Genomic DNA, 14,583 nt, shown 5'->3' on the forward strand with positions numbered 1-14,583 from the left:
TGCCAAGCGATTGCGATGAAACACTTCACCTCATTCACCCCTCCCCGAACGCGGGAGGGGCATAACCACTCCCCAGGTTGTCGCCAGCACCCGCTGGACGACGGGCTTGCTTGCGGCTGCCTTCTTCCTTCCGGGAAAAGCAGCGGATATCTGGTTCGGCTGGTTTTGCCGCTGCTTTCAGGCGCTCTGTTTCTGATCCCCATCGTCGCCACCGGTGGCGACAGCATTTTTCCGACGTCGCGCACCGATCTCAACCCGAAAGACCAGAAGCGGGTGGAGAGCGTGACGCGTGCCACGACGGACTTCTCCAAGCCTGAGCAGTTCGAGCTGATGGCCGGCGGCGGGGCAACGACCAAGGCCAGCGTCAACGGCAATATCTTCTCGCATTTTTCCGCCAACATCACGTTCGAGGAAGAGCAGGAGTTCAAGCTCGGCAATGCGCTGTTCACCAAGCTCTGGGTGTCTTCCCCCTCGTCGACCCAGGCCTCTGACGGGTTGGGGCCGCTGTTCAATGCGCGGGCCTGCCAGAGCTGCCACCTGAAGGACGGCCGCGGGCATCCGCCAGAAGGTGCCGCAGACGCGACATCGATGTTCCTGCGGCTGGCCCGCCCGGCCCGGACCGACGACGAACGCGCGGCAATCGCCGATTATCGCAAGCTCAACTTTCCGGATGCGGTCTATGGCGAGCAGTTGCAGGATCTGGCAGTCCCCGGCCTTCAGGCCGAAGGCCGACTGCAGATTGCCTATCAGGACCTGCCGGTGACACTTGCTGATGGCGAGGTGGTCACTCTGCGCAAGCCCAGCTATTCGGTGAGCGACCTGGGGTTTGGCCCGATGGAGGGCGACGTCACACTTTCGCCGCGCGTGGCCCCGCCGATGATCGGCATGGGTCTCATCCAGGCGATCCACGAGGCCGACCTGCTAGATAACGCCGATCCCGACGATCAGGACGGTGACGGTATTTCGGGCAAGGCCGCGCTGGTGCGCGACCACAAGAGCGGCGAGCTGAAGATCGGCCGTTTCGGCTTCAAGGCGCAGAACGCGTCCATCCGCGACCAGAGTTCATCGGCCTTCGTCGGCGACATCGGTATCTCGACGCCGGACGATCCGTTCGATCACGGCGACTGCAGGAAGGCGCAGAGCGACTGTCTGGCCCTGCCGACCGGTGTCCAGCCGCGGCTCGGCCCTGTGGAAGCACCTGATCCAGTGCTGCCGCTCGTCACCTTCTACTCGGAAAACCTCGCCGTGCCCGCGCGACGCGATATCGGCGATGCCGGCGTGCTGAAGGGCAAGCAGCTGTTTTATCAGGCGGGCTGTGCTTCCTGTCACATGCCGAAATTCGTGACCCGCCGCGATGCGGGAAACAAGGCGCATGCGTTCCAGCTGATCTGGCCCTATTCCGACTTCCTGCTGCACGACATGGGCGAAGGCCTTGCCGATGGCCAGCAGGTGGGCGTGGCGAACGGGCGGGAATGGCGCACCCAGCCGCTCTGGGGCATCGGCTTGACGCAGACCGTCAATGGGCACACGTTCTTCCTGCATGACGGGCGGGCGCGAAACCTGACCGAGGCAATTCTCTGGCATGGCGGCGAGGCAGAGAAGGCACGTGATGCCTTTGCATCGCTTTCCAAAGATGATCGCGCTTCTCTTCTCACCTTCCTGGAGTCACTCTGATGCGCAAGATCTTCGCGGCCGGCCTGGCTCTGCTGCTGTCCACAACGGCGCAGGCGCAGGATGCCGACAGCGTGCCGGCGGTCGAGCTTCCGGCAGCAGCCGTCACGAAAGTGATGACCGCGGCCGTCAACGGGTTTATCCGGCCGGGCTATGATGCCTTCGAGACGTCTGCGCAGGACGTGGCCGACAAGAGTGCTGCGCTCTGCAAGGCGCCTTCAGTCGCCAATCTCAACGTCGTCAAAACTGCATTCCGCGCGCTCGTCGTCAGCTGGGGGTCGATCGAGATCGTCCGCACTGGACCGATCATCGAGCAGAACCGGTTCGAGCGGGTGCTGTTTTATCCCGACCGCAAGAGCACCGGTCTGAAGCAGGTGCAGGCTGTGCTTGCCAAGAAGGACGAGACGGCGACGGACCCGACGACGCTTGCCTCCAAAAGCGTTGCAACACAGGGTCTCGGCGCACTCGAATATCTGCTCTACGGCACCAATGCCGATAGCGATCTTCTAGAGGCCGAGAATGCATTTCGCTGCCGATATGCCGCCGCAGCCGCGCAGAACGTTGCCAATGTCGCAAAGGAAGTGGCCGGTATCTGGGACGCGCCGGATGGCATCGCCAAGACGTGGGAACAGCCGGGACCCGACAATCCAGCCTTTCGCACAGGCGGCGAGGCGATAACCGCATTGCTCGGTATTCTGGTCCATGGCGCGGAGGCCGTGCGCGACCAGCGGATCGAGACATTCTACAAGGGTGCCGGCAAGGCGACGTTTCCGAAACAGGCGCTGTTCTGGCGTTCGCAAAACACCTGGGACAGCCTGCACGGCAATCTTGATGGATTGTCAAAGCTGCTCGCCACGTCGGGCATGGTCGAGCTGCTGCAGGAAAAGGACCGACCGGTCGTCGCGGCAACGCAGGCCAGATTGCAGTCGATGATCGCCACGGCCCGCACCGTCATGCCCAATATCGAAGTGGCGGTCGAAAACCCCAGCGAACAGGCGAAGCTTCAATCGCTTCTCGACGGCGGCAAGGACGTGATCGCCAAGCTGAACGACGGTTATGGCGGCGCGATCGGGCTTTCCTCCGGCTTCTCGTTTGCAGACGGCGACTAGGCCATGAACTGGCGCGGCGAAACGATCGATCGACGCGGTTTCCTGAAGGCGGCAGGCGTTGCCTTTACCGCGGCACTTCAACCGGGCTCGCTGATGGCGCTGGAACGGGCGGACGCGGTTTATGCCTCGGGTTTTCGTGCGCCCGATGGTTCGTTCGGCATTGCGACCGTGTCGGAGCGCGGCGAGATCATCGACCGTGTTCCCCTGCCCGCGCGGGCACATGGCATGGCCTTCAGTGAGGCGACCGGTCGAACGGTCGCGTTTGCCCGACGGCCTGGGACCTTCGCCATGGTGTTCGATGCGGCACGCCGGGCGGAGCCTGTCATGATCACGGCACCGGAGGGGCGACATTTCTACGGGCACGGGCATTTCTCGCCGGATGGCACCAGGCTCTACGCGAGCGAGAACGACTTCGACGCCAATCGCGGCATGATCGGGGTCTATGACGGAACCGACGGCTTCCGCCGCATCGGCGAATTCGATGCCCATGGTGTCGGTACCCACGATATGACCGTCTCCGACGACGGATCGGTGCTGGTCATCGCCAATGGCGGTATCGAGACGCATCCGGATTTCGGCCGCACCAAGCTCAATCTCGATCGTATGGAGCCGTCGCTGGTGCTGCTGGACGCAAGATCCGGCGCGCTGATCCAGAAACACCTGATGCCGCCGGCGCTACCCCAGCTTTCCACACGGCATCTGGACATTGCCGATAGTGGCCGCATCTGGTTTGCCTGCCAGTGGGAAGGTGCGCGCAACGCATTGCCGCCGCTTGCCGGCTGGTTTTCGAAGGGCGAGGACATCGCATTCCTCGACCTGCCCGAACAAACCACGGTCCGGCTTGGCAACTATGTGGGTGCGATTGCCGTCAATCGTCGCGAGGCGCTGGTCGGCCTGACATCACCGGTCGGCGGTGCGGCGGTGACGCTGGATGCAAGGACCGGTCAACTGCTCAAGGAGGAGACGGTGCGGGAGGCTGCGGGCGTCGCACCGGCCGCGCATGGCATCGCGGTGTCGACCTATGACGGGCGTTTCAACGAGACAAGAAGCCGGATAGCCTGGGACCAGCACATCGTTCGCATCGGATGATCTTTCCGGCCGCTCAAACCGCTCTATCTGAGGGTACATGCGCAAACCTATTGTCTACGGTCTCTTCATCATCGCGTCGGTCGCCGTCGGCGTGATCAGCGGCGTCAGCAACATTCCCGGCGAATGGTACCAACAGCTGAACAAGCCGTTCTTCAATCCGCCGAACTGGATCTTCGGACCGGTCTGGACGGTTCTTTACGGCATGATCGGCGCAGCGCTTGCCTCTACCTGGTACGACCAGAACAACACTCGAAGGCTGGTCGTGTTTGCGGTGCAGGCCGTCCTGAACCTGCTCTGGTCTCCGGCCTTCTTCGGGATGCAGAACCCGGTTCTCGGCCTCACCATCATCGTGCCTATGCTCGCTTTCATCCTGCTGTTCATCGCCATGAGCTGGCGGCCGAACCGCACGGCCGCGCTGCTGTTCGTGCCCTATGCGCTGTGGGTCGCGTTTGCGACGATGCTCAATATTTCGATCGTCATGCTCAACTGACGAGCCGAGACCAAACCGGCTTGCCGATACCCGCCCGGCATGGCACCTTGCCCCGATCAAAGGGGCAGGCATGAGCATTCTCGAAACAGGCGATTTTCGCGAGCGTATTCGCCAGAGTTTTGACCGGCAGGGCGCGATGGCGATGCTCGATGCGGAGCTCACCCGGGTCGAGCAGGCGATGATCGAGATCGAGCTGCCCTATAGCGAGAAGCTCACCCAACAGCATGGGTTTCTGCATGCCGGCGTGATTTCGGCGGCCCTCGACACGGCCTGCACCTATGCCGCCTACACGACGATTGCACCTGACGCTTCGATCCTGACGATCGAGTTCAAGGTGAACCTGTTGTCGCCGGGACGTGGAGAGCGCTTTCTGTTTCGCGGCGAAATCACCAAACCGGGGTCGACGATCATCGTTGCGGACGGGCGTGGTTATGCGATCAGTGACGGGCCGGCAAAACTCATTGCGTCCATGACCGCATCGATGATGGTCATCCGCGGCAGGCAGGATATCGTCGGATGAATTTCGAACTCAAATCGGTCGCGGGCGGAAAAGTCATGTTCGTCATGGCGGTCGACGCCGAATATGGTCCGCATCTCAAGAACCGGATCAAGCCGCTGATGACCGGCGTCGGCCCGGTGGAGGCGGCGGCCGTCTTGTCGCGTGCGCTGACACGGCTGGAGGCGGAAAGCCGGTTGCCGGATCTGGTCGTGTCGCTCGGCTCCGCCGGATCGCGCAGTCTCGAGCAGACGGAAGTCTATCAGGTTTCCTCCGTCGCCTATCGCGACATGGACGCCTCCCCGCTCGGTTTCGAAAAGGGACGCACGCCGTTTCTCGATCACCCGGCGGTCATTCCGATGACGCTTCGCATCCCCGGCATTGCGGAAGCCTCGCTTTCGACCGGCGGCAATATCGTGTCGGGAGCCGCCTATGATCTCGTGGCAGCCGACATGGTGGACATGGAGACCTTTGCGGTGCTGCGATGCTGCCAGCTTTTCGGTCTTCCACTGATCGGTCTGCGGGGCATTTCCGACGGCAAGGCAGAGCTGAAGCATGTCGACAACTGGACGGAATATCTTCATGTGATCGACGAGAAGCTTGCCGCAGTCATCGACCGGCTTGAAAACGCCCTCGAAAGCGGCGATTTGGCGCTCTGACGCAGTTGCACAAAAGCCAGTTTTTCTCTAAAGGCTCGCCATGACCCAGACAACACCCTTGGTAGCTCATCCCGACAGCATTCTCATCATCGATTTCGGCAGCCAGGTGACGCAGCTGATTGCGCGTCGCGTGCGCGAAGCGGGTGTGTATTGCGAGATCCACCCATTTCAGAGTGCCGCGGACGCCTTCGACAGGATGGCGCCGAAGGGCGTGATCTTTTCCGGCGGCCCGGCATCGGTCACGACAGAGGGTAGCCCGCGCGCACCGCAGGCGGTGTTCGACAGCGGCGTTCCAATCCTTGGCATCTGCTACGGTCAGCAGACTCTGGCAACCCAGCTCGGCGGCGTCGTTGAGGGTGGCCATGCCGCCGAATTCGGTCGCGCCGATGTCGAGATCAAGAAATCCAGCCCGCTGTTTGATGGGTTCTGGGAACAGGGCGGACGCTATCCGGTCTGGATGAGCCATGGTGACCGCGTTACGCAGTTGCCGGATGGCTTCGAAGTGATCGCCACATCCGAAAACGCGCCGTTCGCGATCGCTGCCGACGAGAGCCGTCGCTATTATACGACGATGTTCCATCCGGAAGTGGTGCACACGCCCGATGGCGCCAAGCTTCTCTCCAATTTCGTGCACAAGATCGTCGGCCTGAAATCCGACTGGACCATGGCTGCCTACAAGGCCGAAATGATCCGCAAGATCCAGGAACAGGTGGGCACCGAGCGCGTCATCTGCGGCCTGTCCGGCGGCGTCGATTCATCCGTTGCCGCTATTCTGATCCATGAGGCGATCGGCGACCAGCTGACCTGCATCTATGTCGACCACGGCCTGATGCGCCAAGGCGAGACCGAACAGGTCGTCGGCATGTTCCGCGATGCCTATAACATCCCGCTCGTGGCCGTAGATGCATCCGACCTGTTCCTGACGCAGCTGGCCGGCGTTTCCGACCCTGAGGTCAAGCGCAAGACGATCGGACGCCTGTTCATCGAGGTTTTCGAGGCGGAAGCGGCCAAGATTGCTTCCGACGGCAAGGGCGCGCCGCGCTTCCTCGCACAGGGCACGCTCTACCCTGACGTTATCGAGAGCGTTTCGTTCTCCGGCGGCCCGTCGGTCACCATCAAGAGCCACCACAATGTCGGCGGCCTTCCTGAGCGCATGAACATGCAGTTGGTGGAGCCGCTGCGCGAACTGTTCAAGGACGAAGTGCGCGCGCTGGGCCGTGAGCTTGGCCTGCCGGAAAGCTTTATCGGCCGCCACCCGTTCCCGGGTCCAGGCCTTGCCATCCGCTGCCCCGGTGGGATTACCCGCGAAAAGCTTGATATCCTGCGCAAGGCGGATGCGATCTATCTCGACGAAATCCGCAAGGCCGGTCTCTACGACACGATCTGGCAGGCATTCGCGGTGCTGCTGCCGGTCCAGACCGTCGGCGTGATGGGCGACTACCGCACCTACGACTTCGTCTGTGCACTCCGCGCTGTAACCTCGGTCGACGGCATGACGGCCGACTTCTACCCCTACGACATGAACTTCCTCGGTCGTGCGGCCACCCGCATCATCAACGAAGTCCGCGGCATCAACCGCGTCGTCTACGACGTGACCAGCAAGCCGCCCGGCACGATCGAGTGGGAATAGGCCTTTAGTGACCGGCCGCATCACTCAGCGGCCTGTCACCTCCCAATCCCTTCCCGGATATCCCTATGCTCCGCAGCCTCTATGACTGGACGCTGGCGCTCAGCGCCCGCAAGTCCGCAAGCGTGTGGCTTGCGGTCATCGCCTTCGTCGAAAGCTCTGTCTTCCTGGTGCCGGCGGATGTGCTGTTTCTGCCCATGGCGCTCGCGAGACCAGAGCGCGCCTGGCGCTACGCCCTGATCGCTACAACGTTTTCGGTCCTCGGTGGCATTGCGGGCTGGTGGATCGGGTTTTTCGCTTTCGATGCGATCGCTGTGCCGATCCTCGAATTCTGGGGCAAGCTCGATACGTTCAACGAGCTGAAGTCCGGCATCACCTACGAGACGATCCTGCTGATGCTGGTCACCTCAGGCTTTGCGCATCTGCCGCCGATCAAGGTGGTCACGATCCTGTCCGGTGCCGTGCATGTCAACATCTGGCTGTTCATCGCGGCGGCCGTGGTGACCCGTGGTGCCCGCTTCTTTCTCCTGGCATGGCTCCTGCGCCGCCACGGCGAGAGCATCCGGCACTTCATCGAGAAGCGGCTCGGGAAGATCGCACTGATCGGCGCCGTCGTGCTGATCGCCGTCTATTGCGCCTACAAGATGCTGATGAGCTGAGTTGGCGCGACGCCAGCTCGTCTATGCTATCAGGCAGCGTGGGCGCGCCTGGCCTAGTATCATTATTTTTGCGGGGAAGTTTGTGGCTTGATCGCCTATTGGCTTTCGAAACAAGCCATGCGTTTAGCGGGATGGTGACCTGCTCTGGCTGAAGGGCTCAGCCGGGTCGTATCATCAGCGCTTATGGTGTGGTGAAGGATTACGCCACACATGTCCGGCAGGAGCTTTCCCGCCGGGCGGTCTTTGGAAGTATGATTAGCGAACCTTGCGGAAAGCCTGGGGATCGATGCCGAGGATCTCGAGGTCACGGGCGTGCGGACGACGGTTGTTCTCGACAGCAGCGGATGCGGAGACGGCAGCGCCGAACAGTGCAAATGCACGACCGAATGCGCCAACGCGGTTCTTGATAGATGCAGACATTTGATCTCTCCTTGTGATGTTCCTAAAATAGGCTGCACATTGTGCCTATACAATCGACAAGCTCACAGAGGAGGCATGCGCCAATCACATGGCACGGACCTCACAGCATCCATGCCTTGCCTAAACCGAGGTGTCGTTGCTATCGATCGTCATCAACTGAAGAGGTTTTCATGGCGATCACCATCTATGGCATCAAGAATTGCGACACGATGAAAAAGGCCCGCGCCTGGCTGGATGAGAAGGGCGTTGCCTACACCTTCCACGACTACAAGGCGCTCGGTATCGACCCCGATCATCTTGCCGACTGGACGGCGCGCGCCGGTTGGGAACAGGTGCTGAACCGCGCAGGCACCACGTTCAGGAAGCTGCCCGAGACCGACAAGCTGGATCTCGACCGGGAAAAGGCGATTGCGCTGATGACGGCTCAGCCATCGATGATCAAGCGGCCGATACTGGAAGCGGATGGCGAGCTGGTTGTCGGCTTCAAACCGGAAACCTACGCCGCGACATTCACCGAGACCTGAATTTCATGTCCAAGGCGACCCGCGCAACCGAAGTCCTCGAGAAGGCTGACGTGAGCTTCACGACGGTCACCTACGACTATAATCCAAACGCCGAACGCATCGGCCTTCAGGCAGCCGAGGCGATCGGCGAAGAGCCTTGCCGGGTCCTGAAGACGTTGATGGCGGAGGTGGACGGCAAGGCGGTCTGCGTTGTCATCCCGTCGGATAGAGAAGTCTCGATGAAGAGGCTTGCTGCGGCCTTCGGTGGCAAGTCTGCGGCCATGATGAAACCGGCCGACGCGGAACGGATAACCGGTTATCGTGTCGGCGGCATCAGCCCGTTCGGACAGAGGAAGCTCGTCCCGACGGCCATCGAAGCGACTGCTCTCGAAGAGGTCCATGTTTTCATCAATGGTGGCCAGCGAGGACTTCAGGTTCGCCTTGCCCCAAAAGACGCACAATCGGCATTGAAAGCGATAGCGGCGGCCCTTGTTGCGTGAAGCAAGGGGACTATGATCGTGACCGATCGACTTCAAATTCACCTCAGTTACCCTAAGTCGTGTCAGCAGATATTCCAAGAACAGAGGCCATTATGACAATCGTGCCGAATTTCCAGACCGCCATCGATCCGCAGAAACTTGAAAAGCTTGCCGAAGTGGCGGTCAAGGTTGGCCTTGGGCTCGCGAAGAACCAGGATCTCGTCATCACGGCGCCGATTGCGGCCTTGCCGCTAGTGCGGTTCCTGACCCGCCACGCCTACAAGGCCGGTGCCGGCCTGGTCACCACGTTCTATTCCGACGAAGAGACGACGCTTGCGCGCTACGAGTTCGCGCCCGATGCGAGTTTCGACAAGGCCTCGGACTGGCTCTACGAAGGCATGGCGAAGGCTTATGCCAATGGCGCGGCGCGGCTGGCGATCTCCGGCGACAACCCGATGATGCTCTCCGAACAAGATCCCGCCAAGGTGGCGCGGGCCAACAAGGCCAATTCGATGGCCTACAAGCCGGCGCTCGAGAAGATCGCCAATTTCGACATCAACTGGAACATCATTTCCTATCCCAACCCGGCATGGGCGCGGCAGGTGTTCCCGGACGTGGCCGAAGAGGTGGCGGTGCGCAAGCTGGCCGACGCGATCTTTGCCGCCTCCCGCGTCGATCTCGACGACCCGGTCGCTGCCTGGGCATCGCACAATGCAAACCTCAAGAAGCGCTCCACATGGCTGAACGGCGAGCGTTTTTCGGCGCTTCATTTCACCGGTCCGGGCACCGACCTCACGGTCGGCCTGGCTGATGGCCATGAATGGCATGGCGGGGCGTCCGTTGCGAAGAACGGGATCACCTGCAATCCGAACATTCCGACCGAGGAAGTGTTCACCACCCCCCATGCGCTGAAGGTGGAAGGCTATGTTTCCAGCACCAAGCCGCTGTCGCATCAGGGCACGTTGATCGACGATATCAGGGTTAAGTTCGAGGGTGGCCGCATCGTCGAGGCAAGTGCCGCCAAGGGCGGGGAAGTGCTGAGCCGGGTTCTCGATACGGATGCGGGTGCTCGCCGGCTGGGCGAAGTGGCCCTGGTGCCGCATTCCTCGCCGATTTCGGCAAGCGGCATCTTGTTCTACAACACGCTGTTTGACGAAAACGCGTCGTGCCATATCGCGCTTGGCCAGTGCTATTCGAAATGCTTCCTCGACGGCGCTTCGCTGACGCCGGAGCAGATCAGGACGCAGGGCGGCAATTCGAGCCTCATCCACATCGACTGGATGATCGGATCCGACAAGGTGGATATCGACGGCATCAGGGCCGATGGTTCCAAGGTGCCCGTCATGCGCGCCGGCGAATGGGCCTGACGCACGAGACGCGAGGCCCGGATTTGCCGGGCCTTTGCCACTATCAACGGTAATAGACGACCTTGCCGCCATTGGCAGCGGTTTCCACCGACAGGACGTTGTGGACCGCAATGCCGCGGGCTTCGAGCGAGCGCATCAGGCTGCTGTCGGCACTGACTTCCGCCTGGGCCCGGCGCATGATGAAGTCGTTGCCGGAGCCCGACCATTCGGAAAACCCATCCTTGCGGCTGGTGAGCGAACCGGACTGGATGGCGATGACGTTGTCGTCATAGGCCTTGCCGAAGATGATCTCCGATGCCCTCGTCTGTCCGGCCAGCGCCGGCGTGCCGAAAGCTGCCGCCGACAGGATCAGCAACGAGGTCGCGAATGCTTTTTTCATGGCCATGGTCTCCGTGTGTGACTGCCGAGGAAACGCAGCTTGCAACGCCGTGTTCCAGCACGGTCTCTTCATGGAGAAGATAGGAAGTCTTGGCAGAGATTTGAATGGCGATGTCGCCTGTGACTAAAACAGCGTGCCCTGCTTGGCGGGCTCTTCAGGTGCTTCCGGCTTCGGCAGCTTCTTTTTCGGCTGCGGCGGACGTCCGGCGGACGACGGATCGTCTCCAAGCCCTTCCCCGCCCGTGACGGCTGCGATACGACCGTCGGCGAATTCGACGGAAATCGCCCGGCCCTCGCCAATGCCGGCGGCCCGTGTCAGGGGGTGGTTGTTCTCATCGCGGATGACGGCAAAACCGCGTTGCAGGACGTTCTTGTAGGAGAGCGACTGCAGGACGCGATCCTGCGCCGAGATGGCCGAACGGCTGCGCGCGAGCGTGTGCGACATAGCGGTATCGGCATGGCGCCCGAATGAGACGAGATGCTGACGCTCGCGCTGGATCTGGCCGAGCAGCCGCGCGGGCAGCGACTTCAGTGACGCTTCGAAACGCGACAGACGCCCGCGTTCGCTCAACGCTCTTCTCTCCAGGCAACGATCGGCCCGTAGCAGCCGGTCGTTCAAAGCCTGGCGTTGTTGCTGGAGCCTGCCCGTCAGGAGATCGAGGCGCAGACCGGACGAGACACGCTCGAACGCGCGGCGCTTGACGACCGTCGTGCGCTCCAGCCCGCGGCCGAGGCCAGCCGCGGCTTCATCGAACCGTCGGCGCGGAAGTGCCAGCAGCTGGTCGAGCGACGGAAGCGCGCGGACGAGCGCCCGCAGCGACTGTTTGCGGTGGTCCATCTGTCGCGCTGCACAGCCCCGCAGCCGGGCGGCCAGGCTCGCGAGTTGCGCATCGAGATCCGCCTTGACGGGAACGGCCATTTCGGCGGCCCCTGTCGGCGTCGGTGCGCGAACGTCGGCGGCGTGATCGAGGAGCGTCCAGTCGGTCTCGTGGCCCACGGCCGAGATCAGCGGTATCCGGCTTTCGGCTGCAGCGCGCACGACGATCTCGTCGTTGAAGCTCCAGAGGTCTTCCAGACTGCCGCCGCCGCGCCCGACGATCAGCACATCGGGCCTTCGGATCGCATCGCCAGGGCCGAGTGCGTTGAACCCGCGGATGGCCGCCGCGACTTCCTCGCCGGACCCCTCGCCCTGAACCTTGACGGGCCATAGGACCACATGGACGGGAAAGCGATCGGAAATGCGGTGCAGGATATCGCGGATGACGGCGCCGGTTGGCGAGGTCACCACGCCGATGACACGCGGCAGATAAGGCAGGGGCTGCTTGCGGTCCTGATCGAACAGGCCTTCGGCACCGAGCTTGCGGCGGCGCTCCTCAAGCAGCGCCATGAGCGCGCCGGCGCCTGCCGGCTCGAGGTTTTCGATGACGATCTGATATTTCGACGAGCCTGGAAATGTGGTGATCTTGCCGGTCGCGATCACTTCCATGCCTTCTTCCGGCCGGAACCGCAGGCGCGAGAAGGTGCCCTTCCAGATGACCGCATCAATGCGCGAGCGGTCGTCCTTCAGCGAGAAATAGGCATGACCGGAAGAGTGCGGACCGCGATAACCGGAAATTTCTCCCCTCACCCGCACATGATCGAACGCATTTTCCATCGTGCGCTTGATCGAGCCGGAAAGCTCCGACACGGAAAATTCGGTGAGGTTCGTCGGCGATTCTTGGGCGATAGGGCTCGTCATGCCCTTTGTTCTAACCGAAGGCTGCGCCGATTTCATCCGTCTTTCCGGATCATCCGACGCTTAATCTCGCGCTAGTCTCGAACAACCCGATAGATCATGAACCCATCCAGCGGGCCTGTGGCCACAGGCTGCAGGTATGGTGGGACGTCACTCCGGGCGAGCGCGGCATAGAGGCCGTCAGGTTTCATCGCGATCAGCCGCTCGGTCTGCGGATCGCTCTTGCAGAAGGTGAGAGCCGTGACACCGGCACCATCGATAAAGGCCTTGGATTCGGCCGGTTGCGCGAGGCCGATATGCAGTTCGGTCAGCATGCCGCCCTGATTGCGGTGATAGGGCGCGGACAATGCACGATGTCGCGTGAAGCGAATGATCTCCGCGCCGCTGTTGGAGGGAGAAGCGATAACGCCGACCGGAAGGGCATTCAGCGCGGACCATGTCTGCGGCCCGCCGCATTCTCCTTCTTCACCTGCGTTATCGGTGGAGAGGATATTGAGGTCGACGGCGCCGACGCCCTCTTTCACGAGAATGCCCACGACGCCCCAGACGACCGGAACGGACGCGAGGACCGTGACGATATAGGCCGCGGCAAGACCTGGATTGTTGCGGTCCGCATTGGCCCGGACGCGGATATCGGCGATCAGCAGAGACAGCGGCAGGATGCTGAGGAGGTTGGAAAAGATCGTCCCGCGCACCTGAATGGCAGCGACGGCGAAGGAAACCAGGAGCAGAACGAGAAGCACGACGTGGGTTTCGACCTTGCTGCGGCAGGCGATGCGGGCAAGGCAGACGAGAATGGCGAAAAGGCCCACGGCATAGAAGCCGCCGACGAGCTCGGGCGTGTCGCGCATTTCAGCCACGATCGAGCGTGCCTCGGATACGCCGTTCAGCCAGAGTTCGACAAGCAGCGGATCAAGGTTTGCCAGCGGATTGCCGAGGCATTCCGGCGCAATTGCGCGGGCTGCAGCAAGAAGGGCGACGCCGGCCGCCCCCAGCATGGCGAAACGCAGCAACCGTTTATCGGGCAAGGGCAGGCTTGCCAGAATGAACAGGCCGGCGCCACCGATCGCCGTCAGCGAATAAAAGCCGAAGGAAAGATTATCGCAGGTGACGACCGCATAGCGATAGGGCGGCACGGTGGCGAAAAAGGCGGCGGAGATCGCAAGCGTGAGGCAGAGGCCGAACGCTTTGGCGGCCCCGGCGAACGACCTGCCGTGCCAGGCCCATTGCAGCACGACGCAGATGCAGGCGGCAGCGACGAAAGGGACCGTTTCGGCACCGACGGCGATCGCCAGCGCCGCTGCAATGCCGGCGACGGCATAGCTTGACCGGCGATATTGCGGATCGACCAGCATGGCTGTGACCCACATGGCAAGCGCCAGTTGGACATTGTGGTGATCGAGCGCGCCCGGCTGAAATTTGATGTTGGTGAAGACGAAGATCGCGCCGATGCCGAGCGCCAGATGCATGGTGACCACGCCGCCGATGCGGCGGCCGGCAAGACCGAGCGGAAGGAATAGCAGGAGGGAGACGAGAAGCGGCCAGACCGTCGCCGCGACACTTTCGGCCAGCGGCATCGCCATGAACAGCGAGAGGGATTTGATCGTTGCTGCAATCGGCAGATCGACCAGCCGCGACCAGTGCATGAGCGTGCCATCGGCAAGGCCTAGCCGGTACTGCATCATGTCGAACCAGCCCTGACCGCCGAGGAGATCGCGCACTTCGACCAGCCGCATGATGTCATCATTGTCGGCGCCGATGAGATCGGTCGCGGTGGGCAGCTTGATGACCATTGCCATGATCGAGACTGCGAGCCAGTAGAGCATCACCACGGGCGCAAGCCTCGACGATATCGCACCGCGCTCGCTAACGACCTGCATGTCTTCCCCGCCTCCGACCTT

The 14,583-nt window shown here is 62.0% G+C and carries 15 protein-coding genes; 11 read left to right on the plus strand and 4 right to left on the minus strand.

Going from position 1 to position 14,583, the window contains the following annotated elements; translation table 11 throughout:
• The first annotated feature begins 186 nt into the window (after positions 1–186).
• The 8 genes from ASG19_RS05280 to ASG19_RS05315 all read left to right on the plus strand — a co-directional run bounded on the left by ASG19_RS05280 (position 187) and on the right by ASG19_RS05315 (position 7,800).
• Positions 187–1,674, plus strand: coding sequence for a di-heme oxidoredictase family protein (locus ASG19_RS05280; RefSeq protein WP_062454938.1), 1,488 nt, complete (start codon positions 187–189; stop codon positions 1,672–1,674).
• The gene (locus ASG19_RS05285) at positions 1,674–2,780 is read left to right on the plus strand and encodes an imelysin family protein (RefSeq protein WP_062454070.1); all 1,107 of its coding nucleotides are present in this window, start codon (positions 1,674–1,676) and stop codon (positions 2,778–2,780) included. Before ASG19_RS05280 ends, ASG19_RS05285 begins: the two co-directional genes overlap by 1 nt.
• Before the next feature lie 3 nt (positions 2,781–2,783).
• On the plus strand, positions 2,784–3,869 hold the full coding sequence (locus tag ASG19_RS05290) for a DUF1513 domain-containing protein (RefSeq protein ID WP_062454071.1): 1,086 nt from the start codon (positions 2,784–2,786) through the stop codon (positions 3,867–3,869).
• 37 nt (positions 3,870–3,906) lie between these two features.
• A complete protein-coding gene (locus ASG19_RS05295; RefSeq protein ID WP_062454072.1) occupies positions 3,907–4,359 on the plus strand; it encodes a TspO/MBR family protein in 453 nt (150 codons plus the stop codon).
• Positions 4,360–4,429: 70 nt separating this feature from the next.
• Positions 4,430–4,879: a PaaI family thioesterase gene (locus ASG19_RS05300; RefSeq protein ID WP_062454073.1), complete on the plus strand. Its 450-nt coding sequence runs from the start codon at positions 4,430–4,432 to the stop codon at positions 4,877–4,879.
• Positions 4,876–5,514, plus strand: coding sequence for a 5'-methylthioadenosine/S-adenosylhomocysteine nucleosidase (locus ASG19_RS05305; protein WP_062454074.1), 639 nt, complete (start codon positions 4,876–4,878; stop codon positions 5,512–5,514). The genes ASG19_RS05300 and ASG19_RS05305 overlap by 4 nt, the downstream gene beginning before the upstream one ends.
• Before the next feature lie 40 nt (positions 5,515–5,554).
• Positions 5,555–7,144 carry a glutamine-hydrolyzing GMP synthase gene (gene guaA, locus ASG19_RS05310; RefSeq protein WP_062454075.1) on the plus strand — a complete coding sequence of 530 codons (1,590 nt, stop codon included), beginning with the start codon at positions 5,555–5,557 and terminating at the stop codon, positions 7,142–7,144.
• Between the two features lie 65 nt (positions 7,145–7,209).
• Complete coding sequence (locus tag ASG19_RS05315; protein ID WP_062454076.1) at positions 7,210–7,800, plus strand: YqaA family protein; 591 nt, start codon at positions 7,210–7,212, stop codon at positions 7,798–7,800.
• Between the two features lie 255 nt (positions 7,801–8,055).
• Here ASG19_RS05315 and ASG19_RS24175 read toward each other — a convergent pair whose 3' ends face one another.
• Positions 8,056–8,220 (minus strand): hypothetical protein, encoded by a 165-nt coding sequence (locus ASG19_RS24175; RefSeq protein WP_092663836.1) that lies wholly within the window; start codon positions 8,218–8,220, stop codon positions 8,056–8,058.
• 170 nt (positions 8,221–8,390) lie between these two features.
• Between ASG19_RS24175 and ASG19_RS05320 the strand changes: the two genes are divergently transcribed.
• From ASG19_RS05320 to ASG19_RS05330, 3 genes are all read left to right on the plus strand, one after another.
• The gene (locus ASG19_RS05320; RefSeq protein WP_062454077.1) at positions 8,391–8,744 is read left to right on the plus strand and encodes an ArsC family reductase; all 354 of its coding nucleotides are present in this window, start codon (positions 8,391–8,393) and stop codon (positions 8,742–8,744) included.
• A 5-nt stretch (positions 8,745–8,749) separates the two neighbouring features.
• Positions 8,750–9,223 (plus strand): Cys-tRNA(Pro) deacylase, encoded by a 474-nt coding sequence (ybaK, locus tag ASG19_RS05325; protein WP_062454078.1) that lies wholly within the window; start codon positions 8,750–8,752, stop codon positions 9,221–9,223.
• Positions 9,224–9,315: 92 nt separating this feature from the next.
• Complete coding sequence (locus ASG19_RS05330; RefSeq protein WP_062454079.1) at positions 9,316–10,569, plus strand: aminopeptidase; 1,254 nt, start codon at positions 9,316–9,318, stop codon at positions 10,567–10,569.
• A gap of 43 nt (positions 10,570–10,612) precedes the next feature.
• Here the strand turns inward: ASG19_RS05330 and ASG19_RS05335 are convergent, their stop codons facing one another.
• The 3 genes from ASG19_RS05335 to ASG19_RS05345 all read right to left on the minus strand — a co-directional run bounded on the left by ASG19_RS05335 (position 10,613) and on the right by ASG19_RS05345 (position 14,562).
• Positions 10,613–10,948 (minus strand): hypothetical protein, encoded by a 336-nt coding sequence (locus tag ASG19_RS05335; RefSeq protein ID WP_156466408.1) that lies wholly within the window; start codon positions 10,946–10,948, stop codon positions 10,613–10,615.
• Positions 10,949–11,071: 123 nt separating this feature from the next.
• Positions 11,072–12,685, minus strand: a complete 1,614-nt coding sequence (xseA, locus tag ASG19_RS05340; RefSeq protein ID WP_062454940.1) for an exodeoxyribonuclease VII large subunit — start codon at positions 12,683–12,685, stop codon at positions 11,072–11,074.
• A 71-nt stretch (positions 12,686–12,756) separates the two neighbouring features.
• Positions 12,757–14,562: a hypothetical protein gene (locus ASG19_RS05345; RefSeq protein ID WP_062454081.1), complete on the minus strand. Its 1,806-nt coding sequence runs from the start codon at positions 14,560–14,562 to the stop codon at positions 12,757–12,759.
• Positions 14,563–14,583: the final 21 nt, after the last annotated feature.

This window comes from Rhizobium sp. Leaf306 (assembly GCF_001423425.1).
Taxonomy (GTDB): domain Bacteria; phylum Pseudomonadota; class Alphaproteobacteria; order Rhizobiales; family Rhizobiaceae; genus Neorhizobium; species Neorhizobium soli.

Excerpts from the sequence above, each read along its gene's own strand:
- guaA (WP_062454075.1), top strand. The coding sequence starts at position 5,555 with ATGACCCAGACAACACCCTTGGTAGCTCATCCCGACAGCATTCTCATC.
- ASG19_RS05335 (WP_156466408.1), bottom strand. The coding sequence starts at position 10,948 with ATGAAAAAAGCATTCGCGACCTCGTTGCTGATCCTGTCGGCGGCAGCT.
- ASG19_RS05305 (WP_062454074.1), top strand. The coding sequence starts at position 4,876 with ATGAATTTCGAACTCAAATCGGTCGCGGGCGGAAAAGTCATGTTCGTC.
- ASG19_RS05285 (WP_062454070.1), top strand. The coding sequence starts at position 1,674 with ATGCGCAAGATCTTCGCGGCCGGCCTGGCTCTGCTGCTGTCCACAACG.
- ASG19_RS05300 (WP_062454073.1), top strand. The coding sequence starts at position 4,430 with ATGAGCATTCTCGAAACAGGCGATTTTCGCGAGCGTATTCGCCAGAGT.
- ASG19_RS05315 (WP_062454076.1), top strand. The coding sequence starts at position 7,210 with ATGCTCCGCAGCCTCTATGACTGGACGCTGGCGCTCAGCGCCCGCAAG.
- ASG19_RS05330 (WP_062454079.1), top strand. The coding sequence starts at position 9,316 with ATGACAATCGTGCCGAATTTCCAGACCGCCATCGATCCGCAGAAACTT.
- xseA (WP_062454940.1), bottom strand. The coding sequence starts at position 12,685 with ATGACGAGCCCTATCGCCCAAGAATCGCCGACGAACCTCACCGAATTT.
- ASG19_RS05295 (WP_062454072.1), top strand. The coding sequence starts at position 3,907 with ATGCGCAAACCTATTGTCTACGGTCTCTTCATCATCGCGTCGGTCGCC.
- ASG19_RS05345 (WP_062454081.1), bottom strand. The coding sequence starts at position 14,562 with ATGCAGGTCGTTAGCGAGCGCGGTGCGATATCGTCGAGGCTTGCGCCC.
- ybaK (WP_062454078.1), top strand. The coding sequence starts at position 8,750 with ATGTCCAAGGCGACCCGCGCAACCGAAGTCCTCGAGAAGGCTGACGTG.
- ASG19_RS24175 (WP_092663836.1), bottom strand. The coding sequence starts at position 8,220 with ATGTCTGCATCTATCAAGAACCGCGTTGGCGCATTCGGTCGTGCATTT.
- ASG19_RS05290 (WP_062454071.1), top strand. The coding sequence starts at position 2,784 with ATGAACTGGCGCGGCGAAACGATCGATCGACGCGGTTTCCTGAAGGCG.
- ASG19_RS05320 (WP_062454077.1), top strand. The coding sequence starts at position 8,391 with ATGGCGATCACCATCTATGGCATCAAGAATTGCGACACGATGAAAAAG.